Below are 19,502 nucleotides of genomic sequence, written 5' to 3'. Positions count from 1 at the left end.
ACGGCCGGCACCACCAGCACCACGAGCACAGCACGTACAGGAACAAGAGGAGAGCCAGTGAACCCGGGGAATCCGGCTGTCGAGAACACGGATGCCAGTGTGGGCGCAGCCGGAAGGGGCGTGGAGAAGGCGGACACGGTCGCCCTCCTGGAACGCGGCCGGACGCTGTCGACCCCCGCGCTCCGCGACGCAGTGGACCGGCTCGCCGCGCCCATGGACACCGTCGCCGCCTACCACTTCGGCTGGATCGACGCCCACGGCCACCCGGCCGACGGCGACGGCGGCAAGGCCGTGCGCCCCGCCCTCGCCCTGCTCTCCGCCGAGGCCGCGGGCGCCGCACCCGAGGTCGGCATCCCCGGTGCCGTCGCCGTCGAACTCGTGCACAACTTCTCGCTGCTCCACGACGACCTGATGGACGGTGACGAGCAGCGCCGCCACCGCGACACCGTCTGGAAGGTGCACGGCCCCGCCCTCGCCATCCTCGTCGGCGACGCCCTCTTCGCCCTCGCCAACGAGATCCTGCTGGAACTGGGCACCGTCGAGGCGGGCCGCGCGACCCGACGCCTGACCACCGCCAGCCGCAAGCTCATCGACGGCCAGGCACAGGACATCTCCTACGAGCACCGCGAGCGCGTCAGCGTCGAGGAGTGCCTGGAGATGGAGGGCAACAAGACCGGCGCCCTCCTCGCCTGCGCGGTCTCCATCGGCGCGGTGCTCGGCGGCGCGGACGACCGCACCGCCGACAAGCTGGAGGAGTACGGCTACCACCTCGGCCTCGCCTTCCAGGCCGTCGACGACCTCCTCGGCATCTGGGGCGACCCGGAGTCCACCGGCAAGCAGACCTGGAGCGACCTGCGCCAGCGCAAGAAGTCCCTGCCGGTCGTCGCCGCCCTCGCCGCGGGCGGCCCGGCCTCCGAGCGGCTCGCCGAGCTGCTCGCCGCCGACGCCAAGAGCAGCGACTTCGAGAACTTCTCCGAGGAGGAGTTCGCCGCCCGCGCGGCGCTCATCGAGGAGGCCGGCGGCCGTCAGTGGACCGCTGACGAGGCGCGCCGCCAGCACGCCGTCGCCATCCGTGCCCTGGACGACGTCGACATGCCCCAGCGGGTGCGCGAACAGCTCGTGGACCTCGCCGACTTCGTCGTCGTACGCAAGAGGTGACCGCCACCCGACAGCGGATATGAATCGCGAGTCGCCGGCCGGCGCCCCCGCCTGAACGTGGGGGCCCGGCCGACGGCAGACCCCAGCACAGCACAGGACACTGTTCTAAGGGGAAGCCATGACAGCGACGACCGACGGCAGCGCGGAGAGCGCCGGCGCCGGCAGCGAATCAACGCCGGGCGCCCCGCCGCCCGGCTCCGCCGGGGCGGCCGCCCCGCGGACCGAGTACGGGCTCGCGGGCCCGCCCGACCCGGCCGGCCGGCCCGGCGCCCGCCCCGCCACCGCGCCCTCACCGCCGGTCGCGGTCACCGACCGGGTCGCCGCCCCGCCCGACCCCGGCCGGCGGACCGGCCCGCCGGCCGCCTACCGGCCACCGGGCAAGCCCGGAGCGGGCCGGACGGCGACGGCCGCGGACCTGCCCCGGCCGCCGGACGGCAGCCCGCGCGAGGTGTACGAGGCCACCGCGCGCGCCACCCTGCACCTCCTGGACCGCCAGGACCCGGCGGGCTGGTGGAAGGGCGACCTGGAGACCAACGTCACCATGGACGCCGAGGACCTCCTGCTGCGGCAGTTCCTCGGCATCCGGGACGAGGCCACCACCTACGCCGCAGCCCTGTTCATCCGCGGCGAGCAGCGCGAGGACGGCACCTGGGCCACCTTCCACGGCGGACCGCCCGAACTCTCCGCCACCATCGAGGCCTACGTCGCGCTGCGCCTCGCCGGGGACCCGCCCGACGCCCCGCACATGAGCCGCGCCTCGGCCTGGATCCGGGCGCGCGGCGGGCTCGCCGCCGCCCGCGTCTTCACCCGGATCTGGCTCGCCCTCTTCGGCTGGTGGAGCTGGGACCATCTGCCCGAACTCCCGCCCGAGCTGGTGTTCCTGCCGCCCTGGGTCCCCCTGAACATCTACGACTTCGGCTGCTGGGCCCGCCAGACGATCGTCCCGCTCACCGTCGTCTCCGCGCTGCGCCCGGTCCGCCCCGCCCCCTTCGCCCTCGACGAGCTCCACACCGACGCGCGCACCCCTTACCCCGCCACCCGCATGGCACCGCTGACCACGTGGGACGGCGCCTTCCAGCGGATGGACCGGGCCCTGCACGTCTACCGGCGGTTCGCGCCGCGCCGGCTGCGCAAGGCGGCCATGGACACCGCCGCCCGCTGGATCGTCGAACGCCAGGAGAACGACGGCTGCTGGGGCGGGATCCAGCCGCCCGCCGTGTACTCCGTGATCGCGCTGCACCTGCTCGGCTACGACCTCGGCCACCCGGTGATGCGCGCGGGACTGGAGTCCCTCGACCGCTTCGCGGTGCGGCGCGAGGACGGCGCCCGGATGATCGAGGCCTGCCAGTCCCCGGTGTGGGACACCTGCCTCGCCGCGATCGCCCTCGTCGACGCGGGCCTGCGCCCCGACCATCCGGCCCTGGTCAAGGCAGCCGACTGGATGCTCGGCGAGGAGATCACCCGCACCGGCGACTGGGCGGTGCGCCGTCCCGGACTCGCCCCGGGCGGCTGGGCGTTCGAGTTCCACAACGACACCTACCCCGACATCGACGACACCGCCGAGGTCGTCCTCGCCCTGCGCCGGATCAACCACCCGGACCCGGTCCGGCTCGACGCGGCCATCGCCCGCGGCGTGTCCTGGAACCTCGGCATGCAGTCCAAGGACGGCGCGTGGGGCGCCTTCGACGCCGACAACACCAGCCCCTTCCCCAACCGGCTGCCCTTCTGCGACTTCGGGGAGGTCATCGACCCGCCGTCGGCCGACGTCACCGCCCACGTGGTGGAGATGCTCGCCTTCGAGGGCCGGGCGGGCGACGCCCGGACCCGGCGCGGCATCGCCTGGCTGCTCGACGCACAGGAACCGGACGGCAGCTGGTTCGGCCGCTGGGGCACCAACTACGTCTACGGCACCGGGTCCGTGGTGCCCGCGCTCACCGCCGCCGGCATCGCCCCCGGGCACCCCGCGGTACGGCGCGCCGTGCGCTGGCTGGAATCCGTACAGAACGAGGACGGCGGCTGGGGGGAGGACCAGCGCTCCTACAAGGACCGGTCGTGGGCCGGGAAGGGCGCCTCCACCGCCTCGCAGACCGCCTGGGCGCTCATGGCCCTGCTGGCGGCCGGCGAACGGGACGGCAGGGCTGTCGAACGGGGCATCGCCCACCTTGTCGCCACCCAGCACGAGGACGGTTCCTGGGACGAGCCGTACTTCACCGGGACCGGCTTCCCCTGGGACTTCTCCATCAACTACCACCTGTACCGGCAGGTCTTCCCGCTGACCGCGCTCGGCCGCTACCTGTACGGAGAGCCGTCCGCTCCGGCCCGCACGGCCCCCGGGGGGCCCTGATGCCCGCCGCCGGAGAGGACCGGGCCGCGCAGGCCGGAGCCCTGCTGGTCGCGTGCGCGCTGCGCATCGAGCAGGTGGCCCTGCGCAGCGCCGGCCGCGGCCCGGTACCGCCGGCCGACGGGTCCGCGGCGGGGTCGCCCACCCTGCTGCGTACCGGGATGGGCCCGCGCGCGGCCGAACGCGCCGTCCGCCGGGCCCTGGACCGGCCCGGCATGGACCGGGCGGCCGTCCTCGCCACCGGGTTCTGCGCCGGGCTCGTCCCCGGCATGAGCCCCGGCGACCTCGTCGTCGCGCAGGAGACCCGCGACCCGCGGGGGACCGTCCCCTGCACCGGGACCGCGCTGCTCGCCGAGGCGCTCGCCCGGGCCGTTCCCGGCCGGACCGTGCACACCGGCCCGCTGACCGGCTCCGACCACGTCGTCCGCGGCCAGGAGCGCGCACAGCTGCGCGCCACGGGCGCCGTCGCGGTCGACATGGAGTCCGCGGCGACCCTCTGGGCCGCGGTCCGGTCCGCCGAGCGCCCTGTTGCGGCCGTCCGGGTGATCGTGGACGCTCCGGACCATGAGCTCGTCCGAATCGGCACGGTGCGCGGGGGAATATCGGCCTTCCGTGTCCTGCGTGCCGTACTGCCCGCGTTTTACGAATGGCACCGTTCTTCGCTGCTCCCCAGGAGGTGAGCCAGATGGCCATGCCGCTGCGCCAGACCATCAGGGTCGGGACCTATCTGCTCGAACAGAAGCTCCGCAAGCGTGAGAAGTTCCCGCTGATCGTCGAGCTGGAGCCCCTCTACGCGTGCAACCTGGCCTGTGAGGGGTGCGGGAAGATCCAGCACCCGGCCGGGGTGCTCAAGCAGCGCATGCCGGTGGCCCAGGCGGTCGGCGCCGTGCTGGAATCCGGTGCGCCCATGGTGTCCATCGCGGGCGGCGAGCCCTTGATGCACCCGCAGATCCACGAGATCGTGCGGCAATTGGTGGCCCGGCGGAAGTACGTCTTCCTCTGCACCAACGCCATGCTGCTGCGCAAGAAGATCGAGAAGTTCACCCCCTCCCCGTACTTCGCCTTCGCGGTGCACATCGACGGGCTGCGCGAACGCCACGACGAATCGGTGGCGAAGGAGGGCGTCTTCGACGAGGCGGTCGAAGCCATCAAGGAGGCGAAGCGGCGCGGATTCCGGGTCACCACGAACTCCACCTTCTTCAACACCGACACCCCGCAGACCATCATCGAGGTGCTCAACTTCCTCAACGACGACCTCCAGGTCGACGAAATGATGATCTCGCCCGCCTATGCCTACGAAAAGGCACCGGACCAGGAGCACTTCCTGGGCGTCGACCAGACCCGCGATCTCTTCAGGAAGGCCTTCGCGGGCGGAAACCGGCGGCGCTGGAGGCTCAACCACTCCCCGCTCTTCCTGGACTTCCTGGAAGGGAAGGCCGATTTCCCCTGCACGGCCTGGGCCATTCCGAATTACTCCCTCTTCGGCTGGCAGCGCCCCTGCTACCTGATGAGCGACGGCTACGTGCCCACGTACCGGGAACTCGTAGAGGGCACCGACTGGAACAAGTACGGCCGCGGAAAGGACCCGCGCTGCGCGAACTGCATGGCGCACTGCGGCTACGAGCCGACCGCCGTCCTCGCCACCATGGGATCCCTCAAGGAATCCCTGCGGGCCGCCCGGGAGACGGTCGGAGGCAACCGGGACAGGTCGGCATGAGTCCGGCGGACCAGGGGCGGGGCGCCGGGTTCGACCTCGGCGCCCTGCTCGCCGCGCGCGGGGCGGAGCGCTACGAGCTGCATGCCCGCCACCTCAACCACCAACTGCCCCGGATGCTGCACACCATCGGCTTCGACAAGGTCTACGAGCGGGCCGAGGGGGCCCACTTCTGGGACGCCGACGGCAACGACTACCTCGACATGCTGGCCGGATTCGGGGTGATGGGCCTGGGCCGCCACCACCCGGTCGTCCGCAAGGCCCTGCACGACGTCCTGGACGCCCAGCTGGCCGACCTCACCCGCTTCGACTGCCAGCCGCTGCCCGGACTGCTGGCGGAGAAGCTCCTTTCGTACAGCCCGCACCTGGACCGGGTCTTCTTCGGCAACAGCGGCACCGAGGCGGTCGAGACCGCGCTGAAGTTCGCCCGTTACGCCACCGGGCGGCCCAGGATCCTCTACTGCGACCACGCCTTCCACGGGCTGACGACCGGCTCGCTCTCGGTCAACGGCGAGGGCGGGTTCCGGGACGGCTTCGGCCCCCTGCTGCCCGACACCGAGATCGCGCTGGGCGACCTGGCCGCCTTGGAGCGGGAGCTGAAGCGCGGCGACGTGGCGGCCCTCGTCGTCGAGCCGATCCAGGGCAAGGGGGTCCTCGCCGCCCCGCCCGGCTTCCTGCTCGCCGCTCAGGAGCTGCTGCACCGGCACAAGGCGCTGCTGATCGCGGACGAGGTGCAGACCGGACTGGGACGCACCGGCGACTTCTACGCGTACCAGCACGAGCCCGGCGTCGAGCCCGACCTGGTGTGCGTCGCCAAGGCGCTGTCGGGCGGCTACGTGCCGGTCGGCGCGACCCTGGGCAAGGACTGGATCTTCAAGAAGGTCTACTCGTCGATGGACCGGGTGCTCGTGCACTCGGCGAGCTTCGGGTCCAACGCGCAGGCGATGGCGGCCGGGCTCGCGGTGCTCTCCGTCATGGAGGACGAGGCGCTCGTCGCCCGAGCGCGGGCCACGGGCGACCTGCTGCGCGGACGGCTCGCCGCCCTGGTGGACGACTACGAGTTGCTCCACGAGGTGCGCGGGCGCGGGCTGATGATCGGCATCGAGTTCGGCCGCCCGTCCTCGCTGGGCCTGCGCAGCCGCTGGACGATGCTCCAGGCGGCCCGCAAGGGCCTCTTCGCGCAGATGGTCGTGGTGCCGCTGCTGCAGAAGCACCGCATCCTCACCCAGGTCTCCGGGGACCACCTGGAGGTGATCAAGCTGATTCCGCCGCTGGTGCTGGACGAGCGGGACGTCGACCGGTTCGTCGGTGCCTTCCGCGAGGTCATGGACGAGGCGCACGGGGGCTCGGGCCTGATGTGGGACTTCGGCAGGACGCTGGTGAAGCAGGCCGTCGCGGCGCGCTGACGGCCTGCGCCGCCCGCTGGCGGCGCGATCAGACCAGCAGCCGGTCGCGGAGCCGGTCGAGGGTCTCGGGGGTCAGCCCGAGGCCCTCCGCCAGGTAGCGGTCCACCCCGCCCCAGCCCTCGTCGATGGTGTCGAAGGCGGCGACCAGGTACTCGGCGCGGGCGTCGAAGAGCGGCGCGAGCAGCTCCATCACCTCGGGCGAGCGGGCCTCAGGGGACGCGGAGCTGCGGCGCACCCGGTAGCGGCGGTGGGGGGCGTTGGACTCCAGGTAGTCCGCCACGATCGCCTCGCGCTCGACGCCGACCGCGAGGAGGGTGACGGCGACGGACAGGCCCGCCCGGTCCTTGCCGGCCGCGCAGTGCAGGAGCGCGGGGACGCTGTCCTCGGCGATGGCGCGGACGACCCGGCCGTGCTCGGCCGTGCGCTCGCGGATGATCCGGCGGTAGGAGTCCGACATCCGGGCCGCCGCCCTGCCGTCGCCCAGGATCACGCGGAGCCGGTCCAGGTCGCCGTCACGGACCAGCCGCCAGAACTCCCGGCCGTCCGCCGGGTCCGAGAGCGGGATGTTGACGTTCCGTACGCCGGGCAGTTCGACGTCCGGGCCCTCCAGGGCGTGATCGGCGCCGTTGCGGAAGTCGAAGATGGTGTGGAGTCCGAGCGAGCCCAGGAACTCTGCATCGGTTTCGGTGGCATGTGCGAGATGTCCGCTTCGGAAGAGTCGTCCCGTCCCGACCGTTCGTCCATCAGAAGTCGGCAATCCGCCCACATCACGGAAATTGCGCACCCCGGTCAGCTCCGGCTCCTGTATCTGCTGGGTCAAGAGAACCCCTCCGCCTCTCGCGTGGCCACTGTCCGAATTGAGCTACTTGGCGCCAACTTGCCATCACCGGAGGCGAGATCGGGCACGTCCCCGTGAGCCAGATCATACGGTGACCGTGAGTGCCTGATCGCCCGGACCGAATGGCCCGGTGGGGACGGCTGTTGACGGAGCGGAATGGACGGAGGGTGACCGGAATTCCGGCGGCCCCTCATGCCTGTTAATCCGTCAGGGAATTCGCGGCTTGTTCGGCGTGCCCGCAAGGGATTACCTTCGCGATCGATCCGGGTGGACCGCCGAATCCTGCCGCCGCCCGGAAACCGCAACCGAACCATTTCGCGCGGCAGGAGCGGGGGAACCAGGTAGGCCGCCGTTCCGGAGATCTTTTCTCCGGAACGGCTCGGGGTGAAGCCGTTCATGTCCCGTACATGTACGGCCGGACATCTCCAGTCCGAACCCGACAGCTCACCTCGCAGGCGCCGGAGAGGAATCCGCCATGCCTGCAAAGGGTAAGCACCGCCGTCCCAAGTCCCTTTCCCTTCCCCGCGGATTCGCGGCCGCAGGCACCGGCGGAGCGGCCCTCGCCCTGCCGCTGCTCGGTGCCGCCGGCGCCCACGCGGCCGGCGCCCCGGCAGCGGCCCCCGCCGTCGCACCCGCGGTCGCCGCGCAGGCCCCCGCCGCACTCCGGGCCGCGCCCGCCGCTCCCGCGACCGCCGTGCAGGCCGCGCCGACCGTCTACACGGTCGTCCCCGGCGACTGCCTGTCCGAGATCGCCGCGGAGCGCAACCTCCCCGGCGGCTGGCAGCGGCTGTACGCCGAGAACCGCGAGGCGGTCGGCGCCGACCCGTCGCTGATCCACCCCGGCCTGAAGCTGACCCTCGGCGGCCGCGGCGAGGCCTCCCCGGCCGACGCCGTCCCCGCCCCGCGCACCGCCCCCGAGGCCGCCCCGCAGGCCGCCCCGAAGACGGCCCCGAAGGCGCAGAAGCCGGCCGGCCGGGCCGCCGCCCCGCAGGCGCCGCGGGAATCCGCCCCCCAGGCCCCGGCCGAGGCCCCCGCCGCGCGACCCGCCGGCTCCGGCTTCGTGGCCCCGGTCGGCGGCGGCATCTCCACCCAGTACAAGGTCGCCGGCGCCATGTGGTCCTCCGGCTACCACACCGGCGTCGACTTCATCGCCGCCATGGGCACCACCGTCAAGGCCGTCGGCGCGGGCACCGTCGTCTCCGCCGGCTGGAGCGGCGCGTACGGCAACGAGGTCGTCATCCGCCACGCGGACGGCAAGTACTCCCAGTACGCCCACCTCTCCCAGCTGTCCGTCTCCTCCGGGCAGAGCGTCACGGCCGGCCAGAGCATCGGCCTCTCCGGCTCCACGGGCAATTCGACCGGCCCGCACCTGCACTTCGAGATCCGCACGAGCCCCTCCTACGGCTCGGACATGGACCCGATCGCCTACCTCCGCTCGAAGGGCGCCAGCCTCTGACGGCACCGGCCGACGGAGCACCGACACGCGTGGGGCCGGGACCCGAGGGGGGTCCCGGCCCCACGTGTACTTATTCCTTATGCCCGGCGTGGTACAGATCACGGCCCGTCAACCCCTCATTACGTTGGCGTAGGTTGCTCGCGGGAGTGAAGGATGGGTTCTCGTGGCAGCGACGACGACGAAACTCAAGACCATCGGCTCGTACGCGGCGATCGGGGACAGCTTCACAGAGGGCGTGGGGGACCCGGGGCCGGGTGATTCTTTTCTCGGCTGGGCGGACCGGCTCGCCGTGCTCCTGGCCGATCAGCGCGACGAGCACGACTTCCGGTACGCGAACCTCGCGGTACGCGGGAAGCTCCTCGACCAGATCGTGGCGGACCAGGTACCGAGGGCCAAGGCCCTCGCCCCGGACCTGGTCACCTTCTGCGCGGGCGGCAACGACATCATCCGGCCCGGCAGCGACCCCGACGACGTGGCGGAACGGTTCGAGGCGGCCGTGGCCGACCTCACCGGGGCCGTCGGCCAGGTCATGATCACCACCGGCTTCGACACCCGGGGGGTGCCCGTACTCAAGCACCTGCGCGGCAAGGTCGCCACGTACAGCGCGCACGTGCGCGCCATCGCCGACCGCTACGACTGCCCGGTCCTCGACCTCTGGTCGCTGAGGTCCGTGCAGGACCGCCGCGCCTGGGACGCCGACCGGCTGCACCTGTCTCCCGAAGGTCACACCCGCGTCGCCCTGCGCGCCGCGCAGGTGCTCGGCCTGGAGGTCCCCGCCGACCCCGACCAGCCGTGGCCGCTGTTGCGCCCGCGCGGCTCGGTGGACGTGACCCGCGACAACATCCAGTGGGCCCGCGAGTACCTGGTGCCGTGGATCGGCCGCCGACTGCGCGGCGAGTCCTCCGGCGATCACGTCGAGGCGAAGCGGCCGGACCTCCTGCCGCTGTAGGGGGCCGGGCGCACGAGGGGGCGGAGCGGCAGGCGGAATCCTTCGGGGCCGGTGTGCGTTGGGATGGTCGTAGTGAGACGACCGCACCGACCCCACCCCTCCCTGGAGGCGCTTTGACCGGCTCCCGTCCCCTCCGCCCGCGGCTGCGCGCCCTGCGGCCCGAAGCCTTCGGCGCGGACCCGTCCGGCGCCCGGCTGGAGCGGATCCGCCGCTCGCCGAACTTCGCCGACGGCGTCTTCCAGAACCCGGTCGGGGCCCGGAACAGGCCCTCGGGGTCGATGGCGGAGTTCGCGAAGATCTACTTCCACCGCGAGCAGCGGATCCGGCGCAGCCCCGGGGCTGCGATTCCGGTCCACCCGACGACCCTCGCCGACCTGGCGAAGCCGCCGGTCAGCGGACTGCGCCTGACGTGGATGGGGCACTCCAGCGTGCTCGCGGAGATCGACGGGCACCGGGTGTTGTTCGATCCGGTGTGGGGTGAGCGCTGCTCCCCCTTCCCCTTCGCCGGTCCCAAGCGGCTGCACCCGGTGCCGGTACCGCTGGCCGCGCTGGGCGACGTCGACGTCGTGGTCGTCTCCCACGACCACTACGACCACCTTGACCTGCCGACGATCAAGGCGCTGGCCGGTACGGACACGGTCTTCGCGGTCCCGCTCGGAGTCGGTGCGCACCTGGAGCGCTGGGGCGTGCCGGCGGACCGGCTGCGCGAGCTCGACTGGAACGAGACCACGAAGATCGGCGGGCTGTCCCTCACCGCGACCCCCGCCCGGCACTTCTGCGGCCGAGGCCTGCGCAACCAGCAGCACACCCTGTGGGCCTCGTGGGTGGTCGCGGGCGACGAGCACCGGATCTACCACAGCGGGGACACCGGCTACTTCCCCGGTTTCGCGGAGATCGGTGCCGCGCACGGCCCCTTCGACGCCACCATGATCCAGATCGGGGCGTATTCGGAGTACTGGCCCGACATCCACATGACCCCCGAGGAGGGCATGCGCGCCCACCTCGACCTCCAGGGCGGCGTCGCGCACGGCACGATGCTTCCGATCCACTGGGGCACCTTCAATCTGGCCCCGCACCCGTGGGACGAACCCGGAGAGGGCACCCTGGCCGCCGCCGAGGGCGCCGGAGCGGCCGTGGCGCTGCCGATTCCCGGCCAGCCGTTCGAGCCCGGAGCCGCGGACGCGCCCGGCGGACCGTGGTGGCGCCCGTTCGTGGCCGGAGCGACGGCGGCCGGAGCCGTGGACGGGCCCGCCGCCGTGCCCGCGCACGAGGCCGGCGGCGCCGCGGCGACGGCGGCCCGCGTGGCGTCGTCCGCCGCCGGCGGGCAGGAGAGGCCGGAGTCCGTCGGGTCTTAGCGGGACGGCTCGCGTCGGCCCCCCGGTGCACCGGGACGGCCGACGCCGTCCGGCCGCGGGGGCGGCGCCCGGCGGGTACCCGCGGGCGGACCGGCGCATTCGGGCTGCTGTGCGAGCGCTCCGTCGGGAGCGGGAAGCACCCCCGCGAAGTTCGCCAACTGGCGGTCCGGGGCGGGATGGTGGGGTCTAGCGTGGGTATTCGGTGATCAACACCGGACCCCGGCGACGCTGGGGGCCGGGCCCCACGTACCGAGGACGCCGATGTCCGGACCCCGCGCCGCCCGCCACGCCCCGTCGAGACACGCCGTCACCGGTCCCGCCCGGCAGATACGCCCCCAGTTGGTACGAGCCGCCCTCCTGCCCACGCTCGCCGCCGCCCTGAGCGGCGCCGCCGCGGTGATCTTCACTCTCCAGCTCGGCGGTGGGGCCGGTGACCGCGACGCCCGGCTCTGGCCGGTCCTCACCGGCTGCGCCCTGCTCGTGCTCGGGGCGCTGGCCGCTGCCCTGCTCGGCGCCCAACGCGCCGCCAAGGCCGTACGGGACCGATGCGAGGCACTGCGCCGCTCCAGCGTGCGCGGCCGCCAGGAGCTGCGGACGGCCGCCGAACGGCTGGAACGGGGCGAGACCCCGCCGCGGCCGGTCCGCGGCAGCCCGAACGCGCCGCTACCCGGCGGCGACCCGGCCGGAGTCGACGAGTTCTGGCTGCTCTCCCAGGAGCTGCGCGGTGCCCGCGAACAGGCCCACACGGCCCTCGTCCGGCTCGCCGGACCGGTCACCCCGTCCGACAGCGAGCGCAAGGTCGAGGTCTTCGTCAACCTCGCGCGCCGGCTCCAGTCCCTCGTCCACCGCGAGATCTCGCTGCTGGACGACCTGGAGGACACGGTCGAGGACCCCGACCTGCTCAGGGACCTCTTCCACGTCGACCACCTCGCCACGCGGATCCGCCGCCACGCCGAGAACCTCGCGGTGCTGGGCGGTGCGGCGTCGCGCCGCCAGTGGACGCGCCCGATCGACCTGAGCGAAGTGCTCCGTTCCTCGGTCGCGGAGGTCGAGCAGTACACCCGGGTCAAGGTCGTACCGCCGGCGGGCGGCAGCGTACGCGGACACGCGGTCGCGGACGTCGTGCACCTGCTGGCCGAACTCGTCGAGAACGCCACGGTGTTCTCCCCTCCCGACACCGACGTCGTGCTGCGCGCGGAGCGGGTCACCGCCGGGATCGCGGTCGAGGTCGAGGACCGCGGACTGGGCATGCCCGCCGAGGAGCAGCACCGGATGAACGCCTTGCTCGCGGACCCCGACCAGATCAGCGTCCGGAGCCTGCTCGCGGACGGGCGGATCGGCCTGTACGTCGTCTCGGCGCTGGCCCGCCGGCACGGGATCGCGGTCGAGCTCAAGTCGAACATCTACGGGGGTGTCCTGGCGGTCCTGGTGCTGCCGCAGGACCTGCTGGGCGGGGAGGCGGCCGAGGGCTCACGGGTGACGCCGCCGCTGGAGCCGGCCCGGATGCCGATGCCGATGCCGCGCAGGTCGCAGGCCGCACCCACCATCCCGGCCCCCCGGCCGGAGCCGGCCCGGCCGCCCTCCGACCGCACCTCGGAGGCATGGCCCGGCGGCCCCCCTCCCGTGGCGCATCCCGGCCCGGACGCGGTGGCCGAGCCGTGGCCCGTACCCGGCGGCCCACCGCCGGACGAGCGCGCACCGGGCCGTGCGTCCGGGTGCGACCCGGCCGAGCAGGTCCGGGCCGGCGAACCGTCGGCCGGGTGGGCGGGCGTGGCCCAGGCTGCGCCTTCTGCGGGGTGGCCGGCCGAGCGGGGGCCGGACACGGCCGCGGCGTCGTGGACGGTGGTCGGTGGCGAGGCGTCGGGCGTGCCCGGGCCGGAGGCCGCGTTCGGTGCGGGACCGCAGGTCGCGGCTCCGCCCGCAGCCGAGGCCCCGGCCGGGCACGGGGACGCGGCGTGGGACGCACCAGGGGCGGACACCAGCGCGGACGGCAGGGCGGATTCCGGGGCGGGGCCGGGCGAGCGGCCCCTGTTGCCGCGGCGCCGGGCCCAGTCGCACCTCGCGCCCCAGTTGCGCGAGGCACCCGCACCGCGGCCCCCGGCCCACGCGGACACCGAGCAGCCCGTACACGACCCCGGCCTCATGGCCGCCTTCCAACGGGGCTTCGGCCTCGCGCAGTCGGAGAACCAGGTATGACGAAGGAGCGCACCACCATGGGCGGCGAAGTGGCGACGAAGACCGGCGGCCGGCTCTCGGACCTCGACTGGCTGCTCAGCGGCCTGGTCCAACGCGTCCCGTACACCCGCAGCGCCGTACTGCTCACCGCCGACGGGCTCGTGAGCTGCGCGCACGGCCTGGACCCCGACAGCGCCGACCACCTGGCGGCCCTCGCCTCCGGCCTGTACTCCCTCGGCCGCAGCGCCGGCGCCCGCTTCGGCGACGGCGCCGAGGTGCGGCAGGTGGTCGTCGAGCTCGACACCGCCCTCGTCTTCGTCTCCGCCGCCGGATCCGGCACCTGCCTGGCCGTCCTCGCCGACCGCGAGGCCGACGCCGGCGTCCTCGGCTACGAGATGGCGATGCTGGTCAAGAGCGTCCGGCCGTACCTTTCGGCCGCACCCCGGCGGTCCGCCGCGAACGTGGAGCGATGAGGGCCCGGGGCAGGGGGGCGCACGGGACACACGGGGCATACGGGACGCAGGGCACGCACGGGGCGTACGGAAAGGGGCGGGACACGCCGTGGCGCGACGGATCGGCGGGGCGGGTCATCCGCCCGTACACGGCCAGCGGCGGCCGGACCAGACCGGGCATCGCGCTCGACCTGCTGTCGCGGATGACCGCGACCGGGGTGCGCCCGCGCGTCCCGCTCGGGGCCGAGCACACCTTCGCGCTGCGGTTGTGCGCCGGAGCCGCCGCTGTCACCGTCGCCGAGGTGGCGGGGCAGTTGCGGCTCCCCGCCGCGGTGGTGAAGGTGCTGCTGTCCGACCTCGTGGAGTACGGAGCCGTCGTGGCGCAGGCCCCGAGGTTCCCGGGCGGAGGGTCGTTCGCCGCCGATGACCAGTCCCTCCTCCTGGCGGTGCTCGATGGCCTCCGCAGACGACTGTGACGCCCCGGTCACCCTGAAGATCCTGGTCGCGGGCGGTTTCGGGGCGGGCAAGACCACCTTCGTGGGCGCGGTGAGCGAGATCGAACCGCTGAGCACGGAGGAACTGCTCAGCGACCTCGGCGCGGGCGCCGACCCGCTGCACGGCGTCGAGGCCAAGACCACCACGACCGTGGCGCTCGACTTCGGGCGGATCACCCTGGACGACCGCCACGTCCTCTACCTCTTCGGCACGCCCGGCCAGCACCGCTTCTGGTTCCTGTGGGAGGAGCTGTGCCGGGGCGCGCTGGGGGCGGTGGTGCTCGCGGACACCCGCCGCCTCGCGGACTGCTTCCCGGCCGTGGACTTCTTCGAGCGGCGCGGGATCGGCTTCATCGTCGCCGTCAACGAGTTCGACGGCTGCCACCGCTACACGCCCGACGAGGTCCGGGACGCGGTGGGGCTGGGGCCCGAGGTGCCCGTCGTACGGTGCGACGCGCGTCTGACCGGCTCCGGGACCGTGACGCTGGTCGCCCTGGTCCGTCACCTGCTGTGCCTTTCGTCGTCGGCGTCATCCGCAATCGAGGTGGGGGAAACCTGATGCTCTACTACGAATCGACCGGACACCTGCTGCTCACGCCCGTGGACCGGGAGGCTCCCGCGCGGGCCGTCCGGCTGCGCGAACTGGGCCTGGGGGAGCGGGTGGACACCGAACTCGACGCCTTCGCGCGTCGCGTCGCGGAAACCCTCGCCGCTCCCCACGCGGGGGTGAACTTCGTCGGCGAGGAGCGGCAGTTCTTCGCCGGCCTGCACCACGCGGCCGACGCCCCGGAGAGCGGTTACCCGGCGCGGGTCCTGGCCCGCGACCACGGCTACTGCCCGCACGTGGTGGTGCGCCGGCGCGCGCTGGTGCTGGAGGACGTATGCGATTTCGCCCGGTTCGCCGGGAACGCGGTGGTGGACGGGAGCGGGATCCGTTCCTACCTGGGGGCGCCGCTCACCGACCGGCGCGGGATCGTGCTCGGCACGGTGTGCGCGGTGGACGTGGTGCCGCGGCGGTGGGGGACGGAAGGACTCGCCACCGCGAAGGAGCTGGCGGCGGAGCTGGTGGACCTGCTGCACGAGCGGGAGGACCGGCGCGCGTGAGCGCGGCTGTCGCAGCGATCGACTCGTGGCGCCGGGCAGACCCGGAACGCCTGGTCGCGGCCCATCCGGAGCTGACCGGCGGCACCGCCTGACCCGGCCGTGACGCGATGACGGAAAGGCGCGCGCGACCACCCACGGAAATGCGGTATCGTTCTCATGCGCGTTCGGCCAGGGGAAACCCCAGGTCAGCGGGTATCGGGACGTGGCGCAGCTTGGTAGCGCACTTGACTGGGGGTCAAGGGGTCGCAGGTTCAAATCCTGTCGTCCCGACTCTGCTCTTCGCAGGTCGGAGGCCGTTCTCTCACACGAGAGGACGGCCTTTCGTGCGTTCGGGCTCCGTGCTCCGGTTGCTGCGCCGAGGGGCCGTCCAGCGCGCGGCGGACGGCCCCCGAGTGGTGCGGGCGGGGTCAGGCGGGGTTGGGGATCCAGGACCCGTGGAGGCCGGCGGCGACGCGGTGGGGGAGGTGCACGGTGGCGATGCGGTCGAGGCCGGCGGCGTCGAGGACGAGGAGCTGCGAGGTGTCCTGCTTGAGGTCGGAGACGACGGTGAGGAGGTAGCCGTCGTCCTCGTTGGTGGCGCCGGCCGCGGGGACGTAGACGGCTTCGCTGGGCAGGCGGGCGTCGCCGACCTGGTGGATGCGGCGGGCGCCGGTGGTGCGGTCGTACTTGACCAGGCCGTAGCCGCCGAGGCCGTTCTCGTCGGGGAAGGCGATGGCGTACTGGTAGCGGTTCTCGCTGCCCAGGTACTCCTCGTTCAGGGTCGGGAACTCCACGGGCAGGTCGTCGATGATGTGTTCGTCGACGGTGCCGGCGGTGAGGTCGATGGTCCAGCGGCGGGTGTAGGAGCGGGCGACGGGTTCGCTGCCGCGGCCGGGGGCGCCGATCCACCAGTTCCAGGACAGGCGGAAGCCCTCGCGGTCCACGGTCGGGCCTTCGAGGACGATGCGGCCCCGGCCGTCCTCGTAGGCGTTGGAGACGTGGAGCATGTTGCCCGGTTCGATGGAGAACCAGCGGACGTGGTGGTGCCCGTCGGCCCCGCGGGGCATGACGCCGATGCGGGAGGGCTGCTCGTCGCTCCAGCCGTAGGGGATGCCGGAGTGGTCGGTGGGGTCGAAGGTGACGTTGCCCTCGACGAAGACGACGTGGCCGCGGGTGAGGGCGAAGTCGTGCTTGAGGGCGGCGCTCGCACCGGGGACCTCGGCGCTGTGGACGAGGGCGCCCTTGGCGTCGGCGACGTGGTAGGTCAGGAACGGGGGGACGGGCGAGGAGCCGAAGAAGTGGAGCTCGCCGGTGACGGGGTCCTCCTTGGGGTGGGCGGTCATCGCGGTGCGGAGCTTGCCGTCGAAGTCGTAGGCGCCGATGGTGTCGAGGTCGCCGTCGAGCTCGAAGGGCAGGTTGGCCTCGCACAATGCCAGCAGCCGGCCGCCGTGCTCGATGATGTGGGTGCCCGCCGCACTGGCCGTCAGGTCCGGTCCCCGGTCGGTCATGTAGGGGGCCCCGTCCAGGGCGGGGGTGCGGACCCAGCGGTTGCGGTACCACTCGGCGCGCCCGTTCCGGAGGCGGATGCCGTGGACCATGCCGCTGCCCTTGAACCAGTGGGTGGGGGTGATCCCGGGCTTGGGGTTGTGCCCGTTGCGGATGAGGCGGCCGGTCAGTTCGGGCGGGAGGGTGCCTTCGACGGCCAGGCCGGTGGCGGTGACCTCCTCCACCACGGGAGTGAAATGGCCGGTCAGGTAAGGCGGGTTCACAGTGGTCATGACGCGATCTCTTTCGTGAGGGGGTGAGCGGGGCAGCAGCCGGCCGGTCCCTCCGGCTGCGTGCTGTGCCCGTGGCGCCCAGACTCGCGTCGCCCGGTGTCCACTATCCAGGCCCGCCGGCGGGGAGGGGTGTCCACTGCTGTCCGCACCTGTCCACCCCCGCCCCGCCGGCCGGCACCCTAGCCGGAGGCCCCCTGGCGCGGGCCGGCCAGCTCCCGCTGCCACAGGGACCCGGCGAGGAGGTCCAGGCCCTGGCGCAGATGACGGCGGTAGGTGCCGTACGGGAGGCCGAGGCGGCGGGCGGCGCCCTCCTGCGTCGGCACACCGGAGAGGTACCCCGCGGTCAGGGCGTCGCGGGCGCGCACCCCGCGCGGGTCACCGGCGAGGGCGTCGACGCTCTCGCGCAGCAGCGTGCGCAACTCCTCGACGGGATCGCCGAGGTCGGCCGCCAGACGCGTACGCAGCAGGGCGCAGGCGGCGAAGGCGTTCGCGTCGCGCCAGTGCGCCAGCGCCTCGCGCACCGCCTGGTCGAAGGCCGTCCGCGAGAGGGCCGACGGCGCCGACGGGACCTGCACGTCGGGGTTCGATATGAAGCGGTGGAGCCAGGCCTCCACCGGGACCTCGCGCCAGTCGACGCCGAACAGCCCGTAGGTGTGCTCGCCGACCCTGGGGCGCTCCCCGGTGTCGTGCAGCGTGCCCCTGACGCGTTCGGCCCACGCCTCGGCGTCCTGGAAGACGGCGAAACCGTAGGCGCGGCCGCGGGCGCGGGCCGCCTCCGCCTGGGCCCGGGAGCTGCTCAGGTCGATGACGCGCGAGGGGACCTGGTAGCGCTCGGGGTACACCGAGAACCGGCTGATCCCGATGTGTTCGCCGGGACTCACCGGTGCGGTGGCCTCCGTGTACCGCCACGCGGCGGCGACGACGGGATCGGCGGCGAGGTCCTCGGGGTCGGGGGGTGCGGGCAGGACGAGCCGGGCCGTGAAGGCGACGATGCGGCCCGTGCTCACGCGACGGTAGACGCTGAAGGCCTGCGGTTGGCGCCGAGCCCAGTGGCGGACCAGCTCGGCCGAGGCGGGCCCCTCGGTCTCCTCCGCCATCCGCAGCACGACGTCCATGTCCTCGGGGTGCAGAGGACGGTCGTGCAGCTCGTCGTCACGCGACCAGGTGCGCAGCCTGGCCAGGGTCTCGCCCTCCCGGAAGAGGTAGAAGAGTTCGTCGGTGACGGTCCACACCCGCTCCTCGGGCGCCTCGCGCAGGATGCGCAGGTATTCGTCCGCGAGGCGTCGGCGGATCGAGTCGAACGCGTTGGGGGCGCGCCAGCGCAGGTCGGCGGCCAAGGTCTCGCGCGCCGCGTCGTGCGGGTGGAGTCCGCGGTCCGTGGACTCCATGAAGGGCAGGTCCCGCAGCCAGGAGAACAGCTGGTGGGCGTCCTCATCGGGCAGCACGCAGGACAGCAGTTCCTCGGACGTCGAGTGGGCCTGCGCCGCCACCTCCAGGGCCCGGCGGTGGGCCGCCGTGGGGACCTCGCCGATCAGCCCCGCCAGCAGGGTGCGCAGGACGTCCGCGGACGGGGCCCAGATCTCCTCCCTGGCGCAGCCCGCCGATCCGGCCGCGGCGGCCAGGGACAGCGCCAGCGGGTTGCCTCCGGCGAACCGGAGTACGCGCTCGCGCAGTTCGGGGCGGATCTCCGCCGCGACCAGCAGGCTCAGGGCCTGTTCGGCGGAGAACGGCTCCAGTTCGGTCACGTGCAGCAGCCGGGACCAGGCCGGGTCGGCGGTCCACTGCGGCTGCGGGGCGCGCCGTCCGGCCAGGACGACGAGGGTGTCGTCCGCCGCACGGGGCAGGAAGTGGTGCCACAGCCAGCTCTCCAGCCACTGGCAGTGGTCGAAGGAGTCCACGAACAGGACCGTGCCCGGAACGTCGAGGAACGGGCCGGCCGCGTGCTCGAAATCGGCCGGGTCGCGGCTGACGAACCTGCCGTCGAGCTCGACGAGCAGCCGGCCCGAGTCCCGGGCGTGGTCGGCCAGACGGCGCAGCAGCGTCGACTTCCCGATGCCGCCCGGCCCGCACACGTAGAACGCGAAGGGGGCCTGCGGCTCACCGGTCAACGCCGCGCCGAAGAGCCCGAGTTGTTCCTCGCGGCCGATGAAGGCCTGGACCCGGGCCCTGCTGAGTCTTTCTCCTACGGACACCATGATCTTTTGCATCCTCCTTGCGACAGCACCGGCCCTCCGTGCCCGCGGGCGCGGAGAGCGCTCTCTCCTGGGTCGGTCGTCCTCGTCGGAGCCCCTGCCGGAGCCCCG

16 protein-coding genes, 1 tRNA gene and 1 riboswitch are annotated in these 19,502 nt (G+C 73.4%); of the genes, 14 read left to right on the top strand and 3 right to left on the bottom strand.

From position 1 onward, the window contains the following. Positions 1-57: 57 nt before the first annotated feature. From AC2RP6_RS08975 to AC2RP6_RS08955, 5 genes are all read left to right on the top strand, one after another. Positions 58-1,158 carry a polyprenyl synthetase family protein gene (locus AC2RP6_RS08975; protein ID WP_470181256.1) on the top strand — a complete coding sequence of 367 codons (1,101 nt, stop codon included), beginning with the start codon at positions 58-60 and terminating at the stop codon, positions 1,156-1,158. A gap of 118 nt (positions 1,159-1,276) precedes the next feature. After that, positions 1,277-3,502 (top strand): squalene--hopene cyclase, encoded by a 2,226-nt coding sequence (gene shc / locus AC2RP6_RS08970; RefSeq protein ID WP_486445722.1) that lies wholly within the window; start codon positions 1,277-1,279, stop codon positions 3,500-3,502. Continuing rightward, positions 3,502-4,179, top strand: coding sequence for a phosphorylase family protein (locus AC2RP6_RS08965; RefSeq protein WP_486445721.1), 678 nt, complete (start codon positions 3,502-3,504; stop codon positions 4,177-4,179). The genes shc and AC2RP6_RS08965 overlap by 1 nt, the downstream gene beginning before the upstream one ends. Before the next feature lie 5 nt (positions 4,180-4,184). After that, a complete protein-coding gene (hpnH, locus tag AC2RP6_RS08960) occupies positions 4,185-5,216 on the top strand; it encodes an adenosyl-hopene transferase HpnH (protein WP_486445720.1) in 1,032 nt (343 codons plus the stop codon). Beyond that, positions 5,213-6,619: an aspartate aminotransferase family protein gene (locus tag AC2RP6_RS08955; RefSeq protein WP_486445719.1), complete on the top strand. Its 1,407-nt coding sequence runs from the start codon at positions 5,213-5,215 to the stop codon at positions 6,617-6,619. Before hpnH ends, AC2RP6_RS08955 begins: the two co-directional genes overlap by 4 nt. Positions 6,620-6,647: 28 nt before the next feature. Here the strand turns inward: AC2RP6_RS08955 and AC2RP6_RS08950 are convergent, their stop codons facing one another. Beyond that, the gene (locus tag AC2RP6_RS08950; RefSeq protein WP_486445718.1) at positions 6,648-7,439 is read right to left on the bottom strand and encodes a tyrosine-protein phosphatase; all 792 of its coding nucleotides are present in this window, start codon (positions 7,437-7,439) and stop codon (positions 6,648-6,650) included. Positions 7,440-7,750: 311 nt separating this feature from the next. Continuing rightward, positions 7,751-7,928: riboswitch (cyclic di-AMP (ydaO/yuaA leader) on the top strand. A gap of 4 nt (positions 7,929-7,932) precedes the next feature. On the opposite strand from AC2RP6_RS08950, the gene AC2RP6_RS08945 reads away from it, so the two are divergent. The 9 genes from AC2RP6_RS08945 to AC2RP6_RS08905 all read left to right on the top strand — a co-directional run bounded on the left by AC2RP6_RS08945 (position 7,933) and on the right by AC2RP6_RS08905 (position 15,712). Continuing rightward, positions 7,933-8,913 carry a M23 family metallopeptidase gene (locus AC2RP6_RS08945; RefSeq protein ID WP_486445717.1) on the top strand — a complete coding sequence of 327 codons (981 nt, stop codon included), beginning with the start codon at positions 7,933-7,935 and terminating at the stop codon, positions 8,911-8,913. 163 nt (positions 8,914-9,076) lie between these two features. Further along, positions 9,077-9,862, top strand: coding sequence for an SGNH/GDSL hydrolase family protein (locus AC2RP6_RS08940; RefSeq protein ID WP_486445716.1), 786 nt, complete (start codon positions 9,077-9,079; stop codon positions 9,860-9,862). Positions 9,863-9,975: 113 nt separating this feature from the next. Next, complete coding sequence (locus AC2RP6_RS08935) at positions 9,976-11,217, top strand: MBL fold metallo-hydrolase (RefSeq protein WP_486445715.1); 1,242 nt, start codon at positions 9,976-9,978, stop codon at positions 11,215-11,217. Positions 11,218-11,478: 261 nt separating this feature from the next. Continuing rightward, the gene (locus AC2RP6_RS08930) at positions 11,479-13,413 is read left to right on the top strand and encodes a sensor histidine kinase (protein WP_486445714.1); all 1,935 of its coding nucleotides are present in this window, start codon (positions 11,479-11,481) and stop codon (positions 13,411-13,413) included. 17 nt (positions 13,414-13,430) lie between these two features. Next, positions 13,431-13,865, top strand: a complete 435-nt coding sequence (locus tag AC2RP6_RS08925; RefSeq protein ID WP_486450265.1) for a roadblock/LC7 domain-containing protein — start codon at positions 13,431-13,433, stop codon at positions 13,863-13,865. Further along, positions 13,862-14,320: a DUF742 domain-containing protein gene (locus tag AC2RP6_RS08920; RefSeq protein ID WP_486445713.1), complete on the top strand. Its 459-nt coding sequence runs from the start codon at positions 13,862-13,864 to the stop codon at positions 14,318-14,320. Before AC2RP6_RS08925 ends, AC2RP6_RS08920 begins: the two co-directional genes overlap by 4 nt. After that, positions 14,298-14,897 carry a GTP-binding protein gene (locus tag AC2RP6_RS08915; RefSeq protein WP_486445712.1) on the top strand — a complete coding sequence of 200 codons (600 nt, stop codon included), beginning with the start codon at positions 14,298-14,300 and terminating at the stop codon, positions 14,895-14,897. Before AC2RP6_RS08920 ends, AC2RP6_RS08915 begins: the two co-directional genes overlap by 23 nt. Continuing rightward, positions 14,897-15,442, top strand: a complete 546-nt coding sequence (locus tag AC2RP6_RS08910; RefSeq protein WP_486445711.1) for a GAF domain-containing protein — start codon at positions 14,897-14,899, stop codon at positions 15,440-15,442. Before AC2RP6_RS08915 ends, AC2RP6_RS08910 begins: the two co-directional genes overlap by 1 nt. Before the next feature lie 196 nt (positions 15,443-15,638). Further along, positions 15,639-15,712, top strand: a tRNA-Pro gene (locus tag AC2RP6_RS08905). A gap of 137 nt (positions 15,713-15,849) precedes the next feature. Here the strand turns inward: AC2RP6_RS08905 and AC2RP6_RS08900 are convergent. After that, positions 15,850-17,199: a carotenoid oxygenase family protein gene (locus AC2RP6_RS08900; protein WP_486445710.1), complete on the bottom strand. Its 1,350-nt coding sequence runs from the start codon at positions 17,197-17,199 to the stop codon at positions 15,850-15,852. A 179-nt stretch (positions 17,200-17,378) separates the two neighbouring features. Then, positions 17,379-19,394 (bottom strand): ATP-binding protein, encoded by a 2,016-nt coding sequence (locus tag AC2RP6_RS08895; protein ID WP_486445709.1) that lies wholly within the window; start codon positions 19,392-19,394, stop codon positions 17,379-17,381. Positions 19,395-19,502 lie beyond the last annotated feature (108 nt).

It is taken from the genome of Streptomyces sp. WAC03905 (genome assembly GCF_057371075.1).
This window is presented reverse-complemented; position numbering and strand designations above follow the sequence as displayed.

Coding starts and splice junctions, on each gene's coding strand:
- shc (WP_486445722.1), top strand. CDS start 1,277: ATGACAGCGACGACCGACGGCAGCGCGGAGAGCGCCGGCGCCGGCAGC.
- AC2RP6_RS08965 (WP_486445721.1), top strand. CDS start 3,502: ATGCCCGCCGCCGGAGAGGACCGGGCCGCGCAGGCCGGAGCCCTGCTG.
- hpnH (WP_486445720.1), top strand. CDS start 4,185: ATGGCCATGCCGCTGCGCCAGACCATCAGGGTCGGGACCTATCTGCTC.
- AC2RP6_RS08955 (WP_486445719.1), top strand. CDS start 5,213: ATGAGTCCGGCGGACCAGGGGCGGGGCGCCGGGTTCGACCTCGGCGCC.
- AC2RP6_RS08945 (WP_486445717.1), top strand. CDS start 7,933: ATGCCTGCAAAGGGTAAGCACCGCCGTCCCAAGTCCCTTTCCCTTCCC.
- AC2RP6_RS08930 (WP_486445714.1), top strand. CDS start 11,479: ATGTCCGGACCCCGCGCCGCCCGCCACGCCCCGTCGAGACACGCCGTC.
- AC2RP6_RS08925 (WP_486450265.1), top strand. CDS start 13,431: ATGGGCGGCGAAGTGGCGACGAAGACCGGCGGCCGGCTCTCGGACCTC.
- AC2RP6_RS08920 (WP_486445713.1), top strand. CDS start 13,862: ATGAGGGCCCGGGGCAGGGGGGCGCACGGGACACACGGGGCATACGGG.
- AC2RP6_RS08915 (WP_486445712.1), top strand. CDS start 14,298: ATGGCCTCCGCAGACGACTGTGACGCCCCGGTCACCCTGAAGATCCTG.
- AC2RP6_RS08910 (WP_486445711.1), top strand. CDS start 14,897: ATGCTCTACTACGAATCGACCGGACACCTGCTGCTCACGCCCGTGGAC.
- AC2RP6_RS08900 (WP_486445710.1), bottom strand. CDS start 17,199: ATGACCACTGTGAACCCGCCTTACCTGACCGGCCATTTCACTCCCGTG.
- AC2RP6_RS08895 (WP_486445709.1), bottom strand. CDS start 19,394: ATGGTGTCCGTAGGAGAAAGACTCAGCAGGGCCCGGGTCCAGGCCTTC.